Raw genomic sequence first — 18,981 nt, 5'->3', positions numbered from 1 at the left:
ACTTTTATTAACGAGAATTGTTTGCAATAATACTCGCACTTAATCATGCGCAGCTTTATCTGCAGCGCGCCTGCAACCTTTCCTCTTCTCAGGTCCGGCCAGCATGCTCTTCTCCAGCCCAATCGCTCACACCGCCACACCTCGTCAGCCACGCTGGTTGCCGCTGCTCTGCCTGTCGCTGCTAGCCCTGCTGCCCGTCACCAGCTTCGCTGAACAGCCGGCTGCCACAGCGCCGAACAGCTCGGCACTCAGCGCACCACTGGCCACGCCCGAAGCAGCACCAGAAGCCGTCGAAAATCCTCAGCTGAAAGCCCTGCGAGAAAAACTTGCGGCCTTGGGCGAACAGGCCAATGCTGAGCAGATCAGCGCCGCGCAGCAGCAGTTCATCACCGATAACAGTATGACCCCCGAGCAGGCCCAGCAGTTGCTGGCAGCCCTGCAAGAAGGCGAGGTGCAGCCTGAAGTAGCAGCCGATGAGGCCCTGCTGCACGACCTGTCCCCCTGGGGCATGTACCAGAACGCCGATGTGGTGGTGAAAAGCGTGATGATCGGCCTGATCCTCGCTTCGATCCTGACCTGGACCGTGTGGGTTGCGAAAAGCATCGAGCTGATCAGCGCCCGCCGTCGCCTGCGCGGCGAACTGCCCGAACTGAAACGCGCCCGCAACCTGCAGCAGGCTGCCGAGCAGGCACGCGTACAGCACAGTTTCAGCACCATCCTGATCGAAGAAGCCCAGGACGAGTTGCAGCTCTCCACCAACAGCAAGCTCAAGGAAGGCATCAAGGAGCGCGTCAGCTTCCGCCTGGAGCGCCTGGTCGCCGCCTGTGGCCGTGACATGAGCAAAGGTACCGGGGTGCTGGCCACCATCGGCTCTACCGCGCCCTTCGTCGGCCTGTTCGGTACGGTCTGGGGCATCATGAACAGCTTTATTGGCATCGCCAAATCGCAAACCACCAACCTTGCGGTGGTTGCACCGGGTATCGCCGAAGCCTTGCTGGCCACCGCCCTGGGCCTGGTTGCCGCCATTCCGGCAGTTATCATCTACAACGTCTTTGCCCGTTCGATTGCCAGCTACAAGGCGCAGGTTGCCGATGCCTCAGCCCAGGTACTGCTGCTGGTCAGCCGTGATCTGGACATGCCCAACAGCACCGAGCGCAACGCTGCGCCGCAGATGGTCAGGGCGGTCTGAAACATGGGCTTGCACCTCAACGACAGTGGCGATGACCTCCAGGAAAACCACGAGATCAACGTCACGCCCTTTATCGACGTGATGCTGGTATTGCTGATCATTTTCATGGTCGCCGCACCCCTGGCCACCGTAGACGTGAAAATCGACCTACCCGCCTCCAGCGCCAAACCGACACCGCGACCAGACAAGCCGATCTATCTGAGCATCAAGGAAGACAGCCGTCTGTTCCTCGACAACGATCAGGTCGAACCCGCGCTGCTGGGTGCAGCGCTGGACAAGTTGACTCAGGCCGACAAGGAAAAGACTATTTTCGTGCGCGGTGACAAGGGCGTCGACTATGCCGACCTGATGACCGTGATGGATAACCTGCGCGGTGCCGGCTACCTGAAAATCGGCCTGGTTGGTCTGGAGACGATCGGCACACCATGACCCGCTCTCGCCGTAACCTTTCCTGGGCCGCCAGCCTGCTGCTGGTGATCGCGCTGCACGTTGCCTTGTTTATCTGGGCGCTGTATTGGCAGCCACAGGCAATTGCCGTGGAGCCACCGCCAGCGGCGATGCTGATCGAACTGCAACCGCTGGTCGCGGCGCCCAAGCCAACGCCGCCGGTAATCCAGCAACCAGAGCCGGAACCCGAGCCGCTACCCAAGCTGATCGAAGCGCCCAAGCCGAAGTTGGTGATCACCCAACCCAAGCCGAAACCCAAACCGCGCCCGCCTACGCCCAAACCACAGCCCAAACCTGTGGAAACACCTACCCCGGAAACAGCCCAGGCCAGCAACGACGCTCCTCCGGCAGCGCAGCAGCAGGCAGCGCCACGTCAGAGTACGCCCAGTGAGGACAATCCGGCGCGCGCCCTCTGGCTGAGTAAGGTGCATGCCCACCTGAGCAGCCGCCTGCACTACCCGGATCGCGAGCGGCGCTTCAACCGGGTTGGTCATATTCAGGCAGTGACCCTGACGTTCGACGTCAATGTGCGCGGCGATATTCTGCTGGGCAAGATCAAGGCCTCCACCGCCCGCCCATCCTTTGATCGTGACGTGCTGATCCAGTTGCGCAAGGCCAGCCCGGTGCCACGGCCGCCACAGGAAGTATTGAGCAGCGGCAGCATCAGCCTGGATTTTCCAGTCAAGTTCGAACTCACCCGCTAAACCCGCCAACCCGTGCGACCTGCACGGGCTGGTGCTGTAACGCCGGGCGCAAATAACGCTATTCTGCTGAGCGAATCCATCATCGGGGCGGCACCATCACCGCCTCGCCCTTGAGGACGCCGTCATGCGTTGCCTGTTTGTTGCTCTGTTCACCTGCGCCCTGCTCAGCGGCTGTGCCAGCCCACCCCGCGACCCCAGCGGTACCTGGATCAACCAGGCCGCCATCGACGCCGCCGTGGACCGCGGCAACCTGCGCGAAGCCCTGCTCGCCTACGGCCCCAACCTGGAATGGCAAATCGACAGCCAACGCCGGCTGGCCAGCTTCAGCAATGGCTTCGAACGTGGCGAAGGCACCTTCGAGAGTGATACGAACGGTCAGTTGCGCGTGCATTTCTACGGTGACTTTCAGGAATCACTGAGCCTTAGCGGTGATGAACTGATCCAGGCCCAAAGCGACACCTGGCCAGAGCAACGCTTTGTCCGCGCCCCGGCCGCGCCCGGCCCGCTTGCACCCCCTGGCAGCAGTTTCGAGCAGGCGCTCTACAGCGCCTACCTGGGCGGTACCTGGGTGATCCAGGAAGGCTTGGGTGAAGGCGGCCTGGTGCTGTTCCAGGCCGATGGTAGCGTGCAAGGTCTACCCGGTGCAGAGCGCTATGCGCTGTGCCTGGCCGGCGATTGCGCCGCCATGAGCGGCGAGTTCGACAGCCTCTGGCTGCAACTTGGCGAGCAAGGCCAGAACTGGCTGTTTGAGCGTGAGGGCAAGCAACTGCGGGTCTTTGAAGCACTGAACCGTTCGCAGATCGATGAAATGCCAAACTTCTACAAGGGCCAGCAGCGCTGGCTGCTGCAACAACGCTGAGTACGCTTACGCACCGCGCAAGATGGCGCTGTAGCCTTCACGGTAGCTGGGGTACTGCGGCTGCCAACCCAGGGCGCGGGCACGGGCATTGCTGCAGCGTTTGCTGCCGCCACGGCGCACGGTCGACTCGGCCGACCAGTGGCTGACGCCCAGTTGCTCACGCAGCCAGGCCACCACCTCATGCAGCGGTGCCGGCTGATCATCGACGCCGATATAACAGTCTTCCAACGCCACGCCACGGGCATCGGCCTGCAGCAGGTACGCCAGCAGACCGGCTGCGTCATCGGCATGAATACGGTTGCCATACAACGGCGGCTCACTGGCCACCCGACAGCCCTGCCGCACCTGGCCAAGCAGCCATTCGCGCCCTGGGCCGTAGATGCCGGTTAAACGTACCACCGTGGCCGGCAGGTCACTGGCCAGGGCCACCTGCTCCGCTTCACGCATAACGCGCCCGGAATAGCCTTCGGCGTGCGCCGCTGAGGTCTCGTCCACCCACTCGCCGTGCTGCTGACCATACACACCACTGCTGGAGACAAACAGCAGGCGTTTTGGCCGCTGGCCCTGTTGCGCCAGCCAGGTCAGCACACGGCGCAAACCGTCGACATAGGCAACGCGATAGCCGGCTTCATCGTGCGTGGTCGCGGCGGCGCAATACACCAGGTAATCCAGCGCCTCGCTCGGCCAGGCAGCCGGGCACGCATCACTGTGCAGATCACCGGCTACTGGGTGAATACCCGCAGGCAGCTGCGCCACCGAGCGGCGCAGGCCATACACCGTCCAGCCGAGCGCATTCAACTGCTGACCCAGACGACTGCCAACATCACCACAGCCAGCAATCAGCAGACGGCTCATCACAGCGCCGTCAGGCCGGCGTGCTGCACCAATTCCAGCAGAGGCTGCGGGTAAACGCCGAGCACGAAGGCCAGCAACGCGACAAACAGCAGCATCAGACCACCTGCCTGTTGCCCCCAATGCAGCGGCGCATCATGGCGGCGCAGATTCGGCTCGACCATAAACAGGGTGACCATCACCCGCAGGTAATAGAACACGCCGATGGCGCTACCGAACACCAGGGCACCGAGCAGCCACCACTGCTGCGATTGCACACCGGCAGCGACCACGTAGAACTTGCCGATAAACCCGGCGGTCAGCGGAATGCCGGCCAGCGACAACATCATCACAGTGAGCACGGCGGTCAGGTACGGACGACGCCAGAACAGGCCACGGTATTCGTACAGGGCGTCGGCATCACGGCCGCTGTAAGGCGTGGACATCAGGGTGATCACGCCGAACGCCCCCAGGCTGGTCAGCACATAGGTGGCCAGGTACACGCCCACCGCTTCCACGGCCAGGCCCTTGCTGGCGATCAGCGCCACCAGCAGGTAACCGAAGTGGGCGATGGAGGAATAACCGAGCAGACGCTTGAGGTTGTTTTGCAGCAGCGCCAGCAGGTTGCCGAAGAGGATCGAGGCAATAGCAATCAGCGTCAGCAGGTCATTCAGCCAGCCGCCAGCCGCCGCTGGCGATACCTGATACAGGCGCAGCAGCACGGCAAACACCGCCACTTTGCTGGCTGTAGCGAGGAAGGCGGCCACCGGTGCAGGGGCGCCTTCATAGACGTCCGGGGTCCACAGGTGGAACGGCACCAGCGACAGTTTGAACGCCAGACCGATCAACATCATGCCCACGCCAATCTGCGCCAGCATGCTCGGCAAACCATCGGCGGCCAGCTTGGCACCGATACCGGCGAAGGTCAGGTTGCCCGACTCGGCATACAGCAGCGCCATGCCGAACAGCAGAAATGCCGAACCGGCGGCGGACAGCACCATGTACTTGATGCCGGCTTCCAGCGAACGCTTGTTGAAGAAGGCGTAGGCGATCATGCCGTAGGTCGGCACCGACAGCAGTTCCAGGCCGATGAACAGGCCCGCCAGGTGCTGCGCACTGACCAGCACCAGACCGCCAGCAGCGGACAGCAGCATCAGCAGGTACAGCTCTTCACGGTTGCCTGGATAGCCCTTGCCGGATTCACCGCCCAGGTAGGCGTGAATCAGCGTCACACAGGCCAGGGTCGCCGCCAGCACCAGGGCCATGTAGTAGCAGGCGAATTTATCCACCAGCAACAGCGGCGTGACCTCAATCGGCGTCACGTCCAGAGCCGGCAACAGCGACAGCAGGGCCAGGTTGAGGCCCAGCACCGAGAGGCCGAAGGTCATGGCGTGATTGCGCTTCCAGGCAATCGCCAGCATCACCAGCACGATGGTGGCACTGGTGATCAGCAGCGGCAGCAGCGCGATAAAGTGTTGAGTCGTGAATTCCACAGCGTGATGTTCCATAAGGCTACCGGGCCGAGGCAAGTTGATTGAAGGCACCGCCCAGCCATTGCTGCACGCCTTGCATGCTGGCGGCAGAGGTGTCGAGCACCGGCTGCGGGTAGACGCCGAGCAGGATCAGCAGCACAGCCAGGCCCAGCACCATGCTCAGCTCGCGCAGCTTCAGGCCTGGCAAGGCAGTCTCTGTCTTGGCCGGGCCGAAATAGGCACGGTGAATCATGATCAGCGAGTAGACCGAGCCAAACACCAGGCCAGTGGCAGCCAGCACGGTGACCCACGGCGCGCTCTGGAAGCTGCCGATCAGAATCAGGAACTCGCCCACGAAATTGCCGGTACCCGGCAAGCCCAGGGCCGCAGCAGCGAAGAACAGGCTGATGGCCGGCAGCCAGGGCATGCGTGCCCAGATACCGCCCATTTCACGCATGTCGCGGGTATGCAAACGCTCATAGAGCTGGCCGCAGAGGATAAACAGTGCCGCAGCGGACAGGCCGTGGGCCATCATCTGCACCACCGCGCCCTGCAGGGCGATCTCGCTGGCCGAGTAGATGGCGATCAGCACAAAGCCCATGTGTGACACGCTGGAGTAAGCCACCAGGCGCTTGATGTCGGTCTGCGCAAACGACAGCAACGCGCCGTAGATGATGGCGAACACGCCGAGCCACTGGGCAATCGGCGCAAACTCCGCCGACGCATTGGGGAACAGCGGTAGAGCAAAGCGCATCAGGCCGTAGGCTGCAGTCTTCAGCAGGATACCGGCCAGGTCCACGGAGCCGGCGGTCGGTGCCTGAGCGTGGGCATCTGGCAGCCAGGAGTGGAATGGCACCACCGGAAACTTCACCGCGAAGGCGATAAAGAAACCCAGCATGAGGATGTACTCGGTGCCTGGTGCCAGTTCGGTTTTCAGCAGGTCGGCATAGCTGAAGGTCAGCACACCGGTCTGGTCGAAATGCACGAACACCAGACCGAGGATCGCCAACAGCATGATCAGGCCGCTGGCCTGGGTGAAGATAAAAAACTTGGTGGCGGCGGTGATGCGGGTCTTGCCATCACTGCCGCTATGACCCCAGAGCGCGATGAGGAAATACATCGGCACCAGCATCATTTCCCAGAAGAAGAAGAACAGGAACAGATCGATCGCGAGGAACACACCGACCACGCCGCCGAGAATCCACATCAGGTTGAGGTGGAAAAAGCCGACGCGGTTCTGGATCTCATTCCACGAGCACAGCACCGACAGCACGCCGAGCAGACCGGTGAGGCTGATCATCAACACCGACAGGCCGTCCAGCGCCAAGTGAATGCTGATGCCAAACCGCTCGATCCATGGCAGCTGGAACTCCGCCGCCCACTGCGGCGCAGCACCCGGTGCCGGGGCCAGGCTGAAGTCGCCGGTGGCCCACAGCCACAGGCCCAGACCGAACAGCAGGCCCATGGTCAGCAGGGCAATCCAGCGTGGCAGGGTGTTGCCGAAGCGCTCGCACTGCCAGCACAGCAGGCCGCCGATAAAGGGGATCAGGATTAGCCAGGGCAGAATCATCAGGCTGTTTTCCTTAATTCAGAAACAGGAGGACGGCGAGCACCAGCACGGCACCCCCGGCAATCGAAGTGGCATACCAGCGCACCTGGCCAGTCTCGCTGCTGGCCAGCAGGGCATTGCCGCCCCGCACCAGACGCGGAATCAGGCCAATGCTGCGGTCAATCGGGTCGCGACCGAGCAGCCGGCACAGCAGCAGGTACGGCTGCACAAACAGCTTGTCGTAGAGCCAGTCGAAGCCCCAGGCGGCGAACCACCAGGCCGACAGGAAGCGCCCCGGTGCACTCTGCGCCACTGCGGTGGCGAAACTGCGCTTGCCGAGGAACAACAGCGCGGCCAAGACGATGCCGATGATGGCGATGGCCCCGGAAACGATTTCCAGGCTGTGCTTGGCCTCACCGCCAGCATGGCCAACGCTTTGCGGCAGTACGCCGGCCAGCGGCGGGCTGATCAGCGCACCGACGAAGGTCGACAGCACGATCAGCGTCACCAGCGGCAGCCAGTGAGCCACACCATGGCCGGCATGGGCTTCGGTCTTCTGCTCACCATGGAAGGCGATGAAAATCAGGCGGAAGGTGTAGATCGAGGTCAGGAAAGCGCCTGCCAAACCGGCGTACAGCAGCCACTGATGACCGCTGGCAAAGGCTTCCCAGAGGATTTCATCCTTGGAGTAGAAACCGGCCGTGATCAGCGGCAGCGCCGCCAGAGCCGCGCCGCCAACGATAAAGCTGGCGTAGGCCAACGGCAGTTTTTTCCACAGTCCGCCCATCTTGAAGATGTTCTGCTCGTGATGGCAGGCATTGATCACCGCACCGGAAGCGAGGAACAGCAGGGCCTTGAAGAAAGCGTGGGTCATCAGGTGGAAGATCGCTGCGTCCCAGGCCCCTACACCCAACGCCAGGAACATATAGCCGATCTGGCTCATGGTCGAATAGGCGAGGATACGTTTGATGTCGGTCTGCACCAGGGCGGCAAAACCAGCCAGCACCAGGGTCACACCGCCGACGATGCCAACCAGCTCGAGGATGTCCGGAGTCAGCAGGAACAGGCCATGGGTACGGGCGATCAGGTAAACACCCGCCGTCACCATGGTCGCCGCGTGGATCAGTGCGGAGACTGGGGTCGGGCCGGCCATCGCATCCGCCAGCCAGGTCTGCAGCGGCAGCTGAGCGGATTTACCCACCGCACCGCCAAGCAGCATCAGCGTGGCGATCCACAGCCAGCTGTCGCCTTCCACATACTTCTGCGGCGCCAGCACCATCAGCTCCTGAATATTCAGGGTACCCAGATGCAGGAACAGGATGAACAGGCCGATGGCCATGAACACATCACCGATACGGGTAACGATAAAGGCCTTCAGCGCTGCATTGCCGTTCGGCGTGTGCTTGAAGTAGAAGCCGATCAGCAGGTAGGAGCACAGCCCCACACCTTCCCAACCGAAATACAGCAGCAGCAGGTTATCGCCCAGCACCAGCAGCAACATGCTGAAGATAAACAGGTTGGTATAGGCGAAGAACCGCGAGTAGCCCTCTTCACCGCGCATGTACCAGCTGGCAAACAGGTGGATCAGAAAGCCCACACCCGTGACCACGCCGAGCATGGTCACAGACAGGCCGTCCAGGTAGAGGGTGAAGCTCGGCGCGAAACCGGCCACGCTCATCCACTGCCACAGCACCTGGGTGAACACGCCGTTTGCCGGCGGATTGAGGTTGAACTGCACGATCACCCAGGCTGCGGTCAAGGCAGACAGGCACACCGAGCCCACGCCAATCAGCGCCGAAAGGTTTTCCGAGAAACGCCCGCGCGAGAAGGCCAGGAGAAACCAGCCCAGCAGCGGAAATACACAGGTCAGGAATAGAAGGTTCATCCGCGCATCTCGCTGGCAGCGTCGACATCGAGGGTGTTGAAGCGGCGATACAGCTGCAACAGGATCGCCAGGCCAATACTGGCTTCGGCGGCCGCCAGGGTGATCACCAGAATGAACATCACCTGGCCGTCAGGCTGAGCCCAACGGCTGCCGGCCACGATAAAGGCCAGGGCGGTGGCGTTCATCATCACTTCCAGGCTCATCAGCACGAAGAGGATGTTGCGTCGCACCATCAGGCCAATCAGGCCCAGGCTGAACAGCACGCCGGCCAGTGCCAGGCCGTGCTCCATGGGAATCGCATTCATGCGGTTGGCTCCTTGGCATCGTGACGCCCGAGGTGATAGGCCGCGACCAATGCGCCGAGCAGCAGCATCGAGGCCAGCTCGACCACCAGCAGGTAAGGGCCGTACAGCGCGACACCGACGGCCTTGGCATCAACAGTCTGCAAACCCAATGCCGCGCCACTGGGCGACTCGAACAGCACATACAGCAACTGACCCAGCAGCAGCGCCGCAAGCAGCGACGGCCCAAACCAGATACCGGGCGTCAGCCACTTACGCTCCTGCTCGACCGCAGCCGGGCCGAGGTTGAGCATCATCACCACGAAGACGAACAACACCATGATCGCGCCGGCATATACGATGATCTCCAGGGCGCCGGCAAAGGGCGCACCGAGGGCGAAGAAGGTCATCGCCACCGCCAGCAGCGATAGGATCAGGTACAGCAGAGCATGCACCGGATTGCTCGCGGTGATGACCCTGAACGTAGACGCCACGGCAACGCCGGCGGCGAGGTAGAACGCGAATTCCATGTCCCCTCCTTAGGGCAGCAGGCCTTTGACGTTGATCGGTTCAGCTTCATTCTGCGCCGCGCCTTTCGGTTTGCCGGCAATGGCCATGCCGGCAACGCGGTAGAAGTTGTAATCCGGGTTCTTGCCCGGACCGCTGATCAGCAGGTCTTCCTTCTCGTACACCAGATCCTGGCGCTTGAACTCGCCCATCTCGAAATCCGGGGTGAGCTGAATCGCCGTGGTCGGGCAGGCTTCCTCGCACAGGCCGCAGAAGATGCAGCGCGAGAAGTTGATGCGGAAGAAATCCGGGTACCAGCGGCCATCCGGGGTTTCCGCCTTCTGCAACGAGATGCAGCCCACCGGGCAGGCCACTGCACACAGGTTGCAGGCCACGCAGCGCTCTTCGCCATCGGGGTCGCGGGTCAGGACGATGCGGCCACGGTAGCGCGGCGGCAGGTACACGGCTTCTTCCGGGTACTGCAGGGTGTCGCGCTTGCGGAAGCCATGGCTGAATACCATCGCCAGGCTGCGCAGTTGAGTGCCGGTACCGACCAGCACATCCCATATGTATTTGAACATTCTGTGGTTCTCCTTACTGGGCCGCGGCCAGCACGAATGCGCCGGTCACCAGCAGGTTGATCAGGGTCAGCGGCAGGCAGAACTTCCAGCTGAACGCCATGACCTGGTCATACCGTGGCCGCGGAATCGAGGCGCGCAACAGGATGAAGATCATGATGAAGAAGCAGGTCTTCAGGGCGAACCAGAAGAACGGAATCTGCGGCAGAAGGCCGAACGGGCCGTGCCAGCCACCGAAGAACAGGGTCACCAGCAACGCCGACACCGTGACGATGGCCACGTATTCACCGACGAAGAACATGCCCCATTTCATCCCGGCATATTCGATGTGGTAACCGTCAGCCAGCTCCTGCTCCGCTTCCGGCTGGTCGAACGGGTGACGGTGGGTCACGGCGACGGCAGCGATAAAGAAGGTACAGAAGCCAAAGAACTGCGGAATGATGAACCACAGATTCTCGGCCTGGTAATCGACGATATCGCGCATGTTGAAGGAGCCAACCTGCGCCACCACGCCCATCAGCGCCAACGCCAGGAACACCTCGTAGGACACCGTCTGTGCCGAGGCGCGCAGCGCACCGAGCAGGGCGAACTTGTTGTTACTGGCCCAGCCGGCGAACAGCACCGCGTACACCGACAAACCGGCCATGGCGAAGAAGAACAGGATGCCGATGTTCAGGTCTGCCACGCCCCAGGTCGGGGTGATCGGGATGATCGCAAAAGCGATCAGCATGGCCGAGAACGCAATCATCGGCGCCAGGATAAAGATGAACTTGTCGGCGAACGGTGGCGTCCAGTCCTCCTTGAAGAACATCTTGATCATGTCCGCAGCGATCTGAAACATGCCGAACGGCCCGACCCGGTTGGGGCCGTAACGGTCCTGCCACCAGCCCAGCAGACGGCGCTCGACAAAGCTCAGCAGCGCGCCGCAGATCACTACCACCAGCAGAATCACGATGGCCTTGAGTACGGCGATCAGCACATCCAGCACATCAGGCGTCAGCCAGCTCATTGCGCGGCCTCCTCAATGCGGGTGACCACGGCACCGACGACCTGCGCCGGGATACCTGCCAGGCCGACAGGCAAGCCGACGACACCGATGGCCAGCTCTTCGGTGATCTGCAATGGCAGACGCAAGGTCTGTCCGGCGACCGTCAGGCTGAGCAGCGCACCGTCATTCACACCCAGACGATCCGCTTCGACCTTGGCCAGCAGCGCATAAGCCGCTGGGATACGCTCTTGCAGTGGCGCGGCACCGGCGGAGGTTTCCTCACTGCCGAACAGGTGATGCAAGGCCACAGCCTGCAGGGTGCCCGGCGCCGGGTTGAAGGCCGCCGGTACGCTGAACCAGGGCAGCACGCTGCCTTGGGCTTCCAGCAGGCGCACGCCCGGATCACCGGCACGCAGGTGGCCGCCGACTTCGTCCTGGAACTTGTTCCAGGCTTGCGGCGAGTTCCAGCCTGGCGACCAAGCGAACGGAATCTGCTGACGATCTTCCTTGCTGCCGGCATAGCCTTCCATGGAGAAGGCAAAGGCCGAGTCCTGATCCTGCGGCTGACGCGGCTCATGCACGCTGATATTGGCGCGCATGGCGGTACGCCCGCTGTAACGGTGCGGCTCGCGCGCCAGCTTGAGGCCCTTGATACGGAAAGTGGCGTTGGGCGCGGCTTCGCCGATACGTGCCAGCAAGCTGTTGCTGGCAGCAACGGCAGCGGTCACCGCATCCAGTTGGGTCCAGTCGAGCGGCTTGCCCTGAATGGTACTGTGCAGGGCATGCAGCCAGCGCCAGCCCTCACGAATCAGGATATTGGCGTCGTAGTAGCTCGGTTCGAACACCTGGAAGAAGCGCTGGGCGCGGCCTTCGAAGCTGACCAGGGTGCCATCGCCTTCGGCGAAGCTGGCCACCGGCAGCAGCAGGTGGGCTTTTTCGCTGGTGGCGGTGTGCTGATGGTCAGCGACGATCACCAGCTGGGCGGCCGCCAATGCGGCATCAACCTGGACCGCATCGGCGCGGCGGTACAGGTCATTCTCCAGCACAATCACGGCATCGGCCTGGCCGGACGTCAGCGCCTGCAGCGCCACATCAACGGACTCGCCACCCAGCAGGGCCAGGCCCATGCTGTTGGCTTCCGGCACCACCAGGCTGATGGAGGCGTTCTTTTCGCGATTCTTCAGCGCACTGGCGATATTGGCGGCGGCCTCGATCAGGCTCTTCTCACCCAACGAGGCACCGGAGACGATCAGCGGACGCTTGGCATTGAGCAGGGCATCGGCAATCAGTTGCACCAACTCGGCAGCATCGCCATCCAGGCCGTTTACAGCCGGTGCACTCGGGTCGATGGCATGGGCCACGGCGAAACCGATACGGGCCAGATCGGCGGGTGCGGCATGCACACAGGCTTCGGCCACATCATCCAGGCGAGTGGCAGTGACGCTGGCGATAAACAGCGGGTTGAGGGCGTCCTGCGCGACGTTTTGCACCGCCGCCATGTGCCAGTCCTGAATCTTCGCCGCAGCGGCGATTTCCGTGGCTTTACCTTTGACCGCCTGGCGCAGGGCCAGGGCCAGACGCGCGGCGGTCTGGGTCAGGTCTTCACCGAGGACGAACACCGCATCATGGTTTTCCACCTCGCGCAGGGTCGGCACCGGCAGCGGGCCATTTTGCAGAATGTCGCGGATCAGGCGGATATTCTCCAGCTCGCCAGCAGCGATACCGGAGTAGAAATTGGCTTCGCCGACCAGTTCGCGCAGGGCGAAGTTGCTTTCCAGGCTGGCGCGTGGCGAACCGATACCGATGACACGTTTGCCCTTGAGCAGCTCGGCGGCCTTGTCCAGCGCGGCATCGATGCCGAGTTTCTCGCCACCGTTACTATTCAGCAGCAGCGGCTGACGCGGACGGTCACTGCGGTTGACGTAGCCGTAGCCGAAGCGGCCACGGTCACAGAGGAAATACTGGTTCACATCACCGTTGAAACGGTTTTCGATGCGCCGCAGTTCGCCATAGCGCTCGCCTGGGCTGGTGTTGCAGCCGCTGGCGCAGCCATGGCAGATGCTCGGGGCGAACTGCATGTCCCACTTGCGGTTGTAGCGTTCGGAGTGAGTCTTGTCGGTGAACACACCGGTCGGGCAGACCTCGACCAGGTTGCCGGAGAACTCGCTTTCCAGCACACCATCTTCGACACGGCCGAAGTACACGTTGTCGTGCGCGCCATACACCCCGAGGTCGGTGCCGCCGGCGTAGTCCTTGTAGTAACGCACGCAGCGGTAGCAGGCGATGCAGCGGTTCATCTCATGGGAAATGAACGGGCCGAGTTGCTGGTTCTGGTGAGTGCGTTTGCTGAAGCGATAACGGCGCTGGTTGTGGCCGGTCATCACCGTCATGTCCTGCAGGTGACAGTGACCGCCCTCCTCGCACACCGGACAATCGTGCGGGTGGTTGGTCATCAGCCACTCGACAACGCTGGCGCGGAACGCCTTGGATTCTTCATCGTCGATGCTGATCCAGGTGTTGTCAGCGGCCGGCGTCATGCACGACATGACGATGCGCCCACGGGTGTCGTTTTCATCGTTGTACTGCTTCACCGCACACTGGCGGCAGGCACCGACGCTACCGAGCGCAGGGTGCCAGCAGAAGTAAGGGATATCGAGACCCAGGGACAGGCAGGCCTGCAGCAGGTTGTCCGCCCCATCGACTTCGAAATCTTTGCCGTCTACGTGGATAGTGGCCATGGTTCAGGTTTCTTCTTTGCCCACCGAAGCAGGCTTGGCTAATGGAATCACGGTGTGCTGCGGGGCCAGGTCAGTGGCCGCCGCAACGCTAACTTCACGCGGGGACGAATTGCCCCGTCGGTGTCGAAGCCGCCGAACTGGCCACGCCAGCCTCGAACTCCGAACGGAAATACTTGATCGCACTGCCCAGCGGCTCAACGGCACCCGGTGCATGGGCGCAGAAGGTCTTGCCGGGACCGAGGAAGTTGACCAGCCCCAGCAGGGTCTGAATGTCCTCGGCAGTGCCCTGCTTGCGCTCCAGCGCGCGGAGGATCTTCACGCTCCACGGCAGGCCGTCGCGGCAGGGTGTGCACCAGCCACAGGACTCGCGGGCGAAGAACTCTTCCATATTGCGCAGCAGCGAGACCATGCTGATGCTGTCGTCCACCGCCAGCGCCAGGCCAGTGCCCATACGCGTACCGACCTTGCCGATACCGCCGGCATACATCAGCGCATCAAGGTGCTCGGGGAGCAGGAAGCCGGTGCCGGCACCGCCAGGCTGCCAGCATTTCAGCTTGTAGCCGTCACGCATGCCGCCGGCGTAGTCCTCAAACAGCTCGCGGGCCGGAATGCCGAAAGGCAGCTCCCACAAACCAGGGTTCTTCACCTTGCCGGAGAACCCCATCAGCTTGGTGCCGTGATCTTCACTGCCTTCGCGAGCCAGGCTCTTGTACCAGTCCACGCCGTTGCCAACGATGGCCGGCACGTTGCACAGGGTCTCGACGTTGTTCACACAGGTCGGCTTGCCCCACACCCCAACGGCAGCCGGGAAAGGCGGTTTGGCACGCGGGTTGGCGCGGCGACCTTCAAGGGAGTTGATCAGCGCAGTTTCTTCACCACAGATGTAGCGGCCGGCACCGGTGTGCACGAACAGCTCAAAATCGAACCCGCTACCGAGGATATTCTTGCCCAGCAGGCCGGCGGCCTTGGCTTCCTCGATGGCGCGGTTGAGGTTGGCGGCAGCGTCGACATACTCGCCACGCAGGAAGATGTAGCCGCGATAGGCTTTCAGCGCACGCGCACTGATCAGCATGCCTTCCACCAACAGGTGCGGCAGCTGCTCCATCAGCATGCGGTCCTTCCAGGTGTTGGGCTCCATTTCATCCGCGTTGCACAGCAGATAGCGGATGTTCATGGATTCGTCGGCGGGCATCAGACCCCACTTCACCCCGGTGGGAAAGCCGGCACCACCACGGCCCTTGAGGCCGGAATCTTTCACCGTCTGCACGATATCGGCCTGGGCCATTTCGGCCAGGGCTTTGCGCGCTGCGGCGTAACCATTCTTCTGCTGGTATTCCTCCAGCCACACCGGCTGGGCATCGTCGCGCAGACGCCAGGTCAGCGGATGAGTCTCTTCGCTGCGGGCAATACGGTTAGCCGGACCAATGGAGGTCAGCGTTTTGATGCTCATACGTAGGCCTCCAGCAGTTGAGCCACGCCATCGGCATTCAGGTTGCCGAAGGTGTCGTCATCGATCATCACCGCCGGCGCCTTGTCGCAGTTGCCCAGGCAGCACACCGGCAGCAGGGTAAAACGGCCGTCGGCAGTGGTCTGCCCGGGGACGATGCCGAGTTGCGCCTTGATGCCAGCGAGCACGCCTTCGTGGCCGCCGACGTAACAGGTCATGCTGTCGCAGACGCGGATGATGTGACGGCCCACCGGCTGACGGAAAATCTGACTATAGAAGGTGGCCACGCCTTCGACGTCGCTGGCAGGAATGCCAAGGATTTCGCCAATCGCATCGGCGGCACCATCAGGCACCCAGCCACGGGCCTTCTGCACGATCTTCAGCGCTTCGATGGAGGCCGCGCGCGGGTCTTCGTAGTGGTGCATCTCATGCTCGATGGCCGAGCGTTCGCTTGCGCTGAGGGTGAAACGATCAGTCTGGATTAGCGTGCTCATGATCAGCGGTCCACGTCAGCCATAACAAAGTCGATACTGCCCAGGTACGCGATCAAGTCGGCCACCATGCTGCCGCGGATCACCGAAGGGATCTGCTGCAGGTGCGGGAAGCTCGGCGTGCGAATGCGCGTGCGGTAGCTCATGGTGCTGCCGTCGCTGGTCAGGTAGTAGCTGTTGATGCCCTTGGTCGCCTCGATCATCTGCAAGCTCTCGTTGGCCGGCATGACCGGGCCCCAGGAAACTTGCAGGAAGTGGGTGATCAGGGTTTCGATGTGCTGCAGCGTGCGCTCTTTTGGCGGCGGCGTGGTCAGCGGATGATCGGCCTTGTACGGGCCTTCCGGCATATTGCGCAGGCACTGATCGATGATCTTGATGCTCTGACGCATCTCTTCCACACGCACCATGCAGCGGTCATAGGCATCGCCATTGGCAGCCAGCGGCACTTCAAATTCGAAGTTCTCATAACCGGAATACGGCCGCGCCTTACGCAGGTCGAAGTCGCAGCCCGTCGCACGCAGGCCAGCACCCGTGGTGCCCCACTCCAGCGCTTCCTTGGTGTTGTATTGCGCCACACCAATGGTCCGCGCCTTGAGGATGCTGTTCTTCAGCGCCGCTTTTTCGTACTCGTCGAGGCGCTTGGGCAGCCAGTCAACGAACTCCTTGACCAGTTTGTCCCAGCCGCGCGGCAGGTCATGGGCCACACCGCCAATACGGTACCAGGCCGGGTGCAGGCGGAAACCGGTGATGGCTTCGATCACCTTGTAGGCGCGCTGGCGGTCGGTGAAGGTGAAGAACACCGGCGTCATCGCGCCGACGTCCTGGATATAGGTACCGAGGAACAGCAGGTGACTGGTGATGCGGAAGAACTCGGCCAGCATGATGCGAATCACGTCGACCCGTTGCGGCACGGTGATGCCCGCGAGTTTTTCCACCGCCAGCACGTACGGCAGGTTGTTCATCACCCCGCCGAGGTAGTCGATGCGGTCGGTGTAGGGAATAAAACTGTGCCAGCTCTGGCGTTCGGCCATCTTCTCGGCACCACGGTGGTGGTAACCGATTTCCGGTACGCAATCGACGATCTCTTCGCCGTCCAGTTGCAGGATGATGCGAAAGGCACCGTGCGCCGAAGGGTGGTTGGGACCGAGGTTGAGGAACATGTAGTCCTCATGCTCGCTGCCGCGTTTCATGCCCCAGTCTTCCGGCTTGAAACGCGCCGCTTCTTCTTCGTGCTGCTGTTTGGCCAGGGTCAGACTAAACGGATCAAACTCAGTGGCGCGCGCCGGGTAATCCTTGCGCAGCGGGTGACCTTCCCAGGTCGGCGGCATCATGATGCGGCTCAGATGCGGGTGACCATTAAATGTGATGCCGTAGAGGTCCCATACTTCACGCTCGTACCAGTTGGCATTGGGCCAGATACCGGTAACGGTAGGGACATTGAGGTCGCTTTCTTTCAACGCGACTTTGATCATGATGTCGCTGTTTCGCTCCAGCGACATCAGGTGATAGAACACCGTGAAGTCCGCGCCCGGCAGGCCGCGTCGCTGGGTGCGCAGGCGCTCGTCGACACCATGCAGGTCATACAGCATGACGTAGGGGCGCGGCAGGTTGCGCAGGAAGGTCAGCACGTTGATCAGACGATCACGAGCCACCCACAGCACCGGCATACCGGTACGGGTGCTCTGTACGGTAAAGGCCTCGGCGCCAAAACGGGAATTCAGTTCGACGACCACATCTTGGTCGTCAGCCTTGTACGGCGGTATGGACAGAATGCTGTCTGCAGTCATGGTCTCGATCGCTATCGGTCAACGGCGTCAGTAGGCGGGCTCAACCGAGCCCAGGCTCACACTTCGTCGGGGCTGCGCAGATTGGTCACGGCGATGCGTTGCTCGCGGCGCTGTTCTTTCTGCGAAGGCATGTCGGCACGGTAAACCCCCTGATCACCGACCACCCAGGACAGCGGGCGGCGCTCCTGACCGATGGATTCCTGCAGCAGCATCAAGCCTTGCAGAAACGCCTCGGGGCGCGGCGGGCAACCGGGAATATAGACGTCGACCGGGAGGAACTTGTCGACACCCTGGACCACAGAGTAGATGTCGTACATGCCGCCAGAGTTGGCGCAGGAGCCCATCGAGATCACCCACTTGGGTTCCAGCATCTGCTCGTACAGGCGCTGGATGACCGGAGCCATCTTGATAAAGCAGGTGCCGGCGATGACCATGAAGTCCGCCTGGCGTGGGGAGGCTCGAATCACTTCCGCACCAAACCGCGCAACGTCGTGCGGCGCAGTAAAGGCGGTGGTCATTTCCACATAGCAGCAGGACAGGCCGAAGTTGTACGGCCACAGGGAGTTCTTGCGCCCCCAGTTCACTGCACCATTGAGCACATCGGCAAGTTTGCCCATGTAGATATTTTTGTGGACTTGATCGTCTAGCAGCGGGTCGGAAACAGTCTCCCGCTCGCCGACCGGATAGTGCTCATTCGGCGCATCCGGATCGATCCGAGTAAGTTTGTAATGCATTGCCAAAGCCTCATTGTTTTAGCTTCGCCTGCCGCTCGCGACGTCCCTGAGGTGCCCAGTCGAGCGCCCCGATCCGCCAAAGGTAGACAAGACCTGCCAACAGAATTGCTATAAAGACTGTAGCCTCGATCAGGCCAGCCCAGCCGCTTTCGCGCACCGAAACTGCCCAAGCGAAGAGAAAGAGGGCTTCAACGTCGAAGATCACGAAGAGCATCGCGACCAGATAGAATTTGGCTGACAGGCGCAGACGCGCGCTGCCGACGGGCAACATGCCGGATTCGAAAGGTTCGTTCTTGCTACGTCCCCAGGCTTTGCTACCCAACAGGCTGGAAAGGCCAAGCATGAACGCGATGAGGCCGAAGACCCCGAGCAGGAAAACAGCGAAAGCCCAGTTATGGGACATGGTCGTTACCGCATCAGGCATGCCGGTACTCCTTGATAAAGGAACGGCTTCTATAATTTTGTTGTTGCAGGCAAAACCCGGATAAGGGCAC

The 18,981-nt window shown here is 61.9% G+C and carries 18 protein-coding genes; 4 read left to right on the top strand and 14 right to left on the bottom strand.

Going from position 1 to position 18,981, the window contains the following annotated elements; translation table 11 throughout:
* Window positions 1-103 precede the first annotated feature (103 nt).
* From exbB to IOD17_RS00820, 4 genes are all read left to right on the top strand, one after another.
* Window positions 104-1,189: a tonB-system energizer ExbB gene (exbB, locus tag IOD17_RS00840; protein ID WP_233683227.1), complete on the top strand. Its 1,086-nt coding sequence runs from the start codon at window positions 104-106 to the stop codon at window positions 1,187-1,189.
* A gap of 3 nt (window positions 1,190-1,192) precedes the next feature.
* On the top strand, window positions 1,193-1,618 hold the full coding sequence (gene exbD, locus IOD17_RS00835) for a TonB system transport protein ExbD (protein ID WP_233683226.1): 426 nt from the start codon (window positions 1,193-1,195) through the stop codon (window positions 1,616-1,618).
* The gene (locus tag IOD17_RS19350; RefSeq protein WP_325175654.1) at window positions 1,615-2,340 is read left to right on the top strand and encodes a TonB family protein; all 726 of its coding nucleotides are present in this window, start codon (window positions 1,615-1,617) and stop codon (window positions 2,338-2,340) included. The genes exbD and IOD17_RS19350 overlap by 4 nt, the downstream gene beginning before the upstream one ends.
* 124 nt (window positions 2,341-2,464) lie before the next feature.
* On the top strand, window positions 2,465-3,199 hold the full coding sequence (locus IOD17_RS00820) for a leucyl/phenylalanyl-tRNA--protein transferase family protein (RefSeq protein ID WP_233683225.1): 735 nt from the start codon (window positions 2,465-2,467) through the stop codon (window positions 3,197-3,199).
* A 6-nt stretch (window positions 3,200-3,205) separates the two neighbouring features.
* Here IOD17_RS00820 and IOD17_RS00815 read toward each other — a convergent pair whose 3' ends face one another.
* From IOD17_RS00815 to IOD17_RS00750, 14 genes are all read right to left on the bottom strand, one after another.
* Window positions 3,206-4,054, bottom strand: a complete 849-nt coding sequence (locus IOD17_RS00815; protein WP_233683224.1) for an SDR family oxidoreductase — start codon at window positions 4,052-4,054, stop codon at window positions 3,206-3,208.
* On the bottom strand, window positions 4,054-5,523 hold the full coding sequence (gene nuoN, locus IOD17_RS00810; RefSeq protein WP_233683223.1) for an NADH-quinone oxidoreductase subunit NuoN: 1,470 nt from the start codon (window positions 5,521-5,523) through the stop codon (window positions 4,054-4,056). The genes IOD17_RS00815 and nuoN overlap by 1 nt, the downstream gene beginning before the upstream one ends.
* A 19-nt stretch (window positions 5,524-5,542) precedes the next feature.
* Entirely contained in the window at window positions 5,543-7,072 is a 1,530-nt protein-coding gene (gene nuoM / locus IOD17_RS00805) for an NADH-quinone oxidoreductase subunit M (RefSeq protein ID WP_233683222.1), read from the bottom strand.
* Window positions 7,073-7,085: 13 nt separating this feature from the next.
* A complete protein-coding gene (gene nuoL, locus IOD17_RS00800) occupies window positions 7,086-8,936 on the bottom strand; it encodes an NADH-quinone oxidoreductase subunit L (RefSeq protein ID WP_233683221.1) in 1,851 nt (616 codons plus the stop codon).
* Window positions 8,933-9,241 (bottom strand): NADH-quinone oxidoreductase subunit NuoK, encoded by a 309-nt coding sequence (gene nuoK, locus IOD17_RS00795; protein WP_160013754.1) that lies wholly within the window; start codon window positions 9,239-9,241, stop codon window positions 8,933-8,935. The genes nuoL and nuoK overlap by 4 nt, the downstream gene beginning before the upstream one ends.
* Complete coding sequence (gene nuoJ / locus IOD17_RS00790) at window positions 9,238-9,747, bottom strand: NADH-quinone oxidoreductase subunit J (RefSeq protein ID WP_233683220.1); 510 nt, start codon at window positions 9,745-9,747, stop codon at window positions 9,238-9,240. Before nuoJ ends, nuoK begins: the two co-directional genes overlap by 4 nt.
* 9 nt (window positions 9,748-9,756) lie before the next feature.
* Window positions 9,757-10,305: an NADH-quinone oxidoreductase subunit NuoI gene (gene nuoI / locus IOD17_RS00785; RefSeq protein ID WP_090379713.1), complete on the bottom strand. Its 549-nt coding sequence runs from the start codon at window positions 10,303-10,305 to the stop codon at window positions 9,757-9,759.
* Between the two features lie 13 nt (window positions 10,306-10,318).
* The gene (nuoH, locus tag IOD17_RS00780; RefSeq protein WP_233683219.1) at window positions 10,319-11,311 is read right to left on the bottom strand and encodes an NADH-quinone oxidoreductase subunit NuoH; all 993 of its coding nucleotides are present in this window, start codon (window positions 11,309-11,311) and stop codon (window positions 10,319-10,321) included.
* On the bottom strand, window positions 11,308-14,028 hold the full coding sequence (gene nuoG, locus IOD17_RS00775; protein WP_233683218.1) for an NADH-quinone oxidoreductase subunit NuoG: 2,721 nt from the start codon (window positions 14,026-14,028) through the stop codon (window positions 11,308-11,310). Before nuoG ends, nuoH begins: the two co-directional genes overlap by 4 nt.
* A 94-nt stretch (window positions 14,029-14,122) precedes the next feature.
* Window positions 14,123-15,478: an NADH-quinone oxidoreductase subunit NuoF gene (gene nuoF, locus IOD17_RS00770; protein WP_233683217.1), complete on the bottom strand. Its 1,356-nt coding sequence runs from the start codon at window positions 15,476-15,478 to the stop codon at window positions 14,123-14,125.
* On the bottom strand, window positions 15,475-15,975 hold the full coding sequence (gene nuoE, locus IOD17_RS00765; RefSeq protein WP_233684484.1) for an NADH-quinone oxidoreductase subunit NuoE: 501 nt from the start codon (window positions 15,973-15,975) through the stop codon (window positions 15,475-15,477). The genes nuoF and nuoE overlap by 4 nt, the downstream gene beginning before the upstream one ends.
* Window positions 15,972-17,753, bottom strand: coding sequence for an NADH-quinone oxidoreductase subunit C/D (gene nuoC, locus IOD17_RS00760; RefSeq protein WP_233683216.1), 1,782 nt, complete (start codon window positions 17,751-17,753; stop codon window positions 15,972-15,974). Before nuoC ends, nuoE begins: the two co-directional genes overlap by 4 nt.
* 56 nt (window positions 17,754-17,809) lie before the next feature.
* Window positions 17,810-18,487 carry a NuoB/complex I 20 kDa subunit family protein gene (locus tag IOD17_RS00755; protein WP_233683215.1) on the bottom strand — a complete coding sequence of 226 codons (678 nt, stop codon included), beginning with the start codon at window positions 18,485-18,487 and terminating at the stop codon, window positions 17,810-17,812.
* A 10-nt stretch (window positions 18,488-18,497) separates the two neighbouring features.
* Entirely contained in the window at window positions 18,498-18,911 is a 414-nt protein-coding gene (locus tag IOD17_RS00750; protein WP_090379694.1) for an NADH-quinone oxidoreductase subunit A, read from the bottom strand.
* Between the last annotated feature and the right edge of the window lie 70 nt (window positions 18,912-18,981).

Origin of the sequence: Pseudomonas anguilliseptica, assembly GCF_021375795.1 — a bacterium.
GTDB lineage: Bacteria > Pseudomonadota > Gammaproteobacteria > Pseudomonadales > Pseudomonadaceae > Aquipseudomonas > Aquipseudomonas anguilliseptica_A.
This window is presented reverse-complemented; position numbering and strand designations above follow the sequence as displayed.

Coding starts and splice junctions, on each gene's coding strand:
- nuoF (WP_233683217.1), bottom strand. CDS start 15,478: ATGAGCATCAAAACGCTGACCTCCATTGGTCCGGCTAACCGTATTGCC.
- nuoK (WP_160013754.1), bottom strand. CDS start 9,241: ATGAATGCGATTCCCATGGAGCACGGCCTGGCACTGGCCGGCGTGCTG.
- IOD17_RS00820 (WP_233683225.1), top strand. CDS start 2,465: ATGCGTTGCCTGTTTGTTGCTCTGTTCACCTGCGCCCTGCTCAGCGGC.
- nuoG (WP_233683218.1), bottom strand. CDS start 14,028: ATGGCCACTATCCACGTAGACGGCAAAGATTTCGAAGTCGATGGGGCG.
- IOD17_RS00750 (WP_090379694.1), bottom strand. CDS start 18,911: ATGCCTGATGCGGTAACGACCATGTCCCATAACTGGGCTTTCGCTGTT.
- nuoI (WP_090379713.1), bottom strand. CDS start 10,305: ATGTTCAAATACATATGGGATGTGCTGGTCGGTACCGGCACTCAACTG.
- exbB (WP_233683227.1), top strand. CDS start 104: ATGCTCTTCTCCAGCCCAATCGCTCACACCGCCACACCTCGTCAGCCA.
- nuoM (WP_233683222.1), bottom strand. CDS start 7,072: ATGATTCTGCCCTGGCTAATCCTGATCCCCTTTATCGGCGGCCTGCTG.
- nuoL (WP_233683221.1), bottom strand. CDS start 8,936: ATGAACCTTCTATTCCTGACCTGTGTATTTCCGCTGCTGGGCTGGTTT.
- nuoC (WP_233683216.1), bottom strand. CDS start 17,753: ATGACTGCAGACAGCATTCTGTCCATACCGCCGTACAAGGCTGACGAC.
- IOD17_RS00815 (WP_233683224.1), bottom strand. CDS start 4,054: ATGAGCCGTCTGCTGATTGCTGGCTGTGGTGATGTTGGCAGTCGTCTG.
- IOD17_RS19350 (WP_325175654.1), top strand. CDS start 1,615: ATGACCCGCTCTCGCCGTAACCTTTCCTGGGCCGCCAGCCTGCTGCTG.
- nuoJ (WP_233683220.1), bottom strand. CDS start 9,747: ATGGAATTCGCGTTCTACCTCGCCGCCGGCGTTGCCGTGGCGTCTACG.
- nuoH (WP_233683219.1), bottom strand. CDS start 11,311: ATGAGCTGGCTGACGCCTGATGTGCTGGATGTGCTGATCGCCGTACTC.
- exbD (WP_233683226.1), top strand. CDS start 1,193: ATGGGCTTGCACCTCAACGACAGTGGCGATGACCTCCAGGAAAACCAC.
- IOD17_RS00755 (WP_233683215.1), bottom strand. CDS start 18,487: ATGCATTACAAACTTACTCGGATCGATCCGGATGCGCCGAATGAGCAC.